A 3,825-nucleotide genomic window follows, 5' to 3' on the forward strand; every position below is an offset into this window, starting at 1 on the left:
CGCTCTGGCTACCGTAAATCCCCGCGCTCTCAGCGGTTTTTCGTCGTAAAGGTCAGTTCGCCCAAGCTTTTGCTTGGAAAAGCTGCAACTTTTAAAATATTGAGACAACACATTGTTTATACAAGGTGAGAACGGGGAAAATAGATTACTTTTTTACGTTGGCTTTATCTCTGACTCTCTTGTTGCTATCAAGACTTAGAGGGCCAGACTACTCAAACAAGGAACGATCAATCATCTATTACGCAGAGTAAAGATGAAAATTAATATTGGTAACCTGACCCCTTGAATTTATCATACATATCTACTAATTACTTCATACATGTCAGGGCTTAAGTTGTTTATTGAAGGATTGAAAATTATTTCATTTTCATTAATTGAATCAATGTATTCTGTAATCCATTCAATATCCTCAAACCCAAAACCATATCGTAATAACCAAATTTCAAGTTCATCATTAGTACCAAATCTAAGAAAGTTTTTCATAATTAATGCTCTTGGGTCATGTGTGTCATTATAATATAATTCAAATGCGCCACATAGTGGATCAACTAATGATAATGAGATGACTTTGTCTAAGTAATCATACGTATCATAAACTAATGTATCATAATCTAGGTCATTAATAGAGGTGCCTTTAGAAAATAATGAAGAAATTTTTAATTGGCTATTTGGTAAAGATGATGGACTGGGTGTAAACCTAATTTCAATAGCTGCGATTTGTGAGTTAGCTTCAGTAGCTGATAGCTTTCCATGTCTTAAGTTGGAAAGAATTTTATTTTTTTTATCTTTTTCTGTTAAGAATGCATACCTTAATGAAACCATCTCACTAAATGATTTACCTTGTATATGCCATAACATTATAGGTATAGAAGCACTTAATACTGATGCTTCGGCTTTATTTAAACTTTGTCTTCTAAGATGTTTTACATAGACTTTTTTAAACGTGTCTTTTACTTTATTACGAATTTTGTTGTCAAGATTGTAATAGTCGTTTCCATTAATTGGTTGTCCATTTAGCAGTATATTGTCTAAAATATATTTAATATCAGGGTTGATGTTTGACTCTCGTAACCTATCTACTTGCGCATTAGTTAAATGTAATTCATCATTATAAGTATCATTTTTTACTGCTTCAACAATATCCTTTACATCATCTGACATTGTCGATATGTCTTTGTCAATGAGTGAAACTTCATCTAATAAAATAGTGTCGTTAATTCTTGAACAAAAAGTAGGTACATTGATTTTTTTTACAATTGTATAACCAAATTCAAAATTATAGTTTGATGATGTTGTACGACCTGCTCTACCAATTAAGTTTTTAAGATTTAATGTATTCAAATTGTGAAAATTATCAATCCAAACTATGTCAAATGGCATATTTATACCTTGAATCAAAGTTGCAGTGGCAAAACAGATATGTGCATACTTTGCTTTGATGAACTCTTCTATGATTAAACGTATATTTAATGGCATTGAACCATGATGAATCACAATTCCTTTTTCCATCATATCAATAAGTAAAGAATGCTTTTCTACTCCTGTTTTTGATGCTCCGATAAAAACTCTAAGTTTCTCAATTAATTGAATCGCATTAACGTCTGTCAATTTTTGACAGTTATCAATATACTTAGAAAAATCAGTTAAGTATGTTCCGTCATATATTTTATTTTTCGATATATATACTAATAATGTTCCACCTCTTGCTAAAGTTTCATCAACAATGTCAGTTTCTAATGTATTTAAATACCTATTGTTTGGAGTTTGATACGGAGAAAAATATTGTAATTGACTATTGTCTATAGCTAAAAAAATCTTACCTACACTATGTTGTTGGTAGAGAAATGAGGATGACTCAGCTGTAAAATTATGTTTTTTAAGTTGTGCATCTGGATTGTTAACAAATGGATGTGCAAAAACTTTTTTAGCATTCGGAAGTGACTTATCTATTCTTCGTACAAATGCATCAAATTTCATTCCTCTAATTCCTTCTTCAGAAATCTGTGCTTCATCTAATAAAAAAAGCCCTATATTGAATTCATTAATTCTTTTAAATAGTTCTACACCTCTTTCTGGTGTTAGAATAAATATTCTTCTTTTTATTCGTGAAATATTGATATTTTCGATAAACGGAAGTATTAAAATAGATTTATCGTCAGATAACAAATCAGTTACTGTTTTTACATACTCTGTAATAAGTGCCCGAGAAGGGACTATTATTACAATATCATAATCTACATTTTGAATGAGCTCTCTAAATAAATAGGATTTCCCTGCACTTGTAGGTGCAGAAAATGAAAAATATTTTTTGTCACGAATGTTTAAATATGCATGTGCTTGTACGGGGGTGAAATTTCTTCCAGTGCTTTCAACTATAGTATCTTCATATATGGAATAAACTTCTTCTAATATGCTTTTAGGTTTTTGAACTTTGTAGAATAAGCCCATTGCAGATAAAAGTTTTTTTTCATAGTTATATAGTATTTCAGGATATAACTTTTTTATATAGGCAAGTTTTTCAAAATCTGCTGTATTAACAGGACCATATTTATGAATTGTATTTATGATGTTCACTATTGTTTGCTCAATATCATCATTTCCTAGTATTTTATTTGCCATCTATTTCAATCCCTATAATGTACAGTTCTTTATGTGCAAGTAAATGATCAATATGTTTTGAAGTTAAGGCTTTGTGAATAACGCTTGTTGGATCTTTGTCATTAATCGAAAAAGCTGCCACATACGCTTTTCTTGTTAGTTTATAGTTTTCAATTGCTTCAAGAGTTACAAAATGTTGTAAGTCAACTAATTCAGCGTCGTCTTTACGCAAGTCGATAAATTCTTTTATTTGTTTTATAGCAGTGTTGTGTTTATTAACAATTCCGCTATATTTTGCCTCTCCAAATGCAATTAAGTTGGTAGCACTTTCTGTATGAAAATCAAAGCCTGGATTTCCACTAACCTTTTCTTTTAATAGTTCAGCTAGTGGAATTTTAGAGTGTTTAAAATTTGATTCTAAAACATCTTGTGCAGAAACAGAAATTAAAAATTCTCCAAATTCAGCAGTCACATCATTTGCTACTTTCATCAATATATCATGAATCAATTTTTCTATCGTTCGCTCAGCTCTAGCCTCATAACTTGTTTTTGGTATAAAATCAAGTTTATTAATCCAACTCGTATCAGATAATGTTAATATCATTTCTTTAGCTCTAGTGCCAATATCATTTATCTTTACATGGATAGAATAAACATTACAAGTTGTAGATTTACCATGATCGTTCATATTTTCGTTCTTACAACTGATAATTTTCAATATAGTCCTTGTTATGTAAATATGTTAAATATGATCTAAAGTACCTCGAAATAACTATATCTTTCTTATTGCTGCGAAAACATCGCCATCATAGTCGACAACATCGTAAAGACCGAGATCCACATAAGAACGTGCAGGGCGACGGCGAGCCAGATGGCCCAGTCGTTGACGCCGCCGACGGCGCGCATGGTCTCGATGCGCTTTTGTTCGTCTGCTATGTTCGCTTCGATCTCCGCTTTTTTACTCTTGTAGGTCTGGTAGACGAAGTAGGGGGCGAGGCCTCCGGTGACGATCCAGACGATGAGGCCGCCGAAAGGAATGGCGAAACTGACGATGGTCAGGACAAAAAGTCCGAGGGCAGGGAGGTAGGCTTTGCGGTAGAGCAGGTAGAAGACGCCGCCGAAAAAGGCCCACCAGCTCCAGACCCATGACATCTTGTCCACGCCGTTGACGCTGTAGCGGCTAAAGGCCATCTTGTACCATGCCGTGACCTCGGGTTTGTTGACAAA

Annotated in this window: 3 protein-coding genes; all 3 read right to left on the reverse strand. The window is 33.2% G+C overall.

Translation table 11 applies throughout. From position 1 onward, the window contains the following. Positions 1 to 291: 291 nt before the first annotated feature. The gene (locus ABYK33_RS14560) at positions 292 to 2,619 is read right to left on the reverse strand and encodes a DEAD/DEAH box helicase (RefSeq protein ID WP_373034022.1); all 2,328 of its coding nucleotides are present in this window, start codon (positions 2,617 to 2,619) and stop codon (positions 292 to 294) included. After that, positions 2,609 to 3,316 (reverse strand): hypothetical protein, encoded by a 708-nt coding sequence (locus ABYK33_RS14565; RefSeq protein ID WP_373034024.1) that lies wholly within the window; start codon positions 3,314 to 3,316, stop codon positions 2,609 to 2,611. The genes ABYK33_RS14560 and ABYK33_RS14565 overlap by 11 nt, the downstream gene beginning before the upstream one ends. Positions 3,317 to 3,381: 65 nt before the next feature. Further along, on the reverse strand, positions 3,382 to 3,825 hold a 444-nt coding region (locus ABYK33_RS14570), incomplete at its 5' end, for a DUF2628 domain-containing protein (RefSeq protein ID WP_373034025.1).

The organism is Sulfurovum sp. (assembly GCF_041562805.1).
Taxonomy (GTDB): Bacteria; Campylobacterota; Campylobacteria; order Campylobacterales; family Sulfurovaceae; genus Sulfurovum.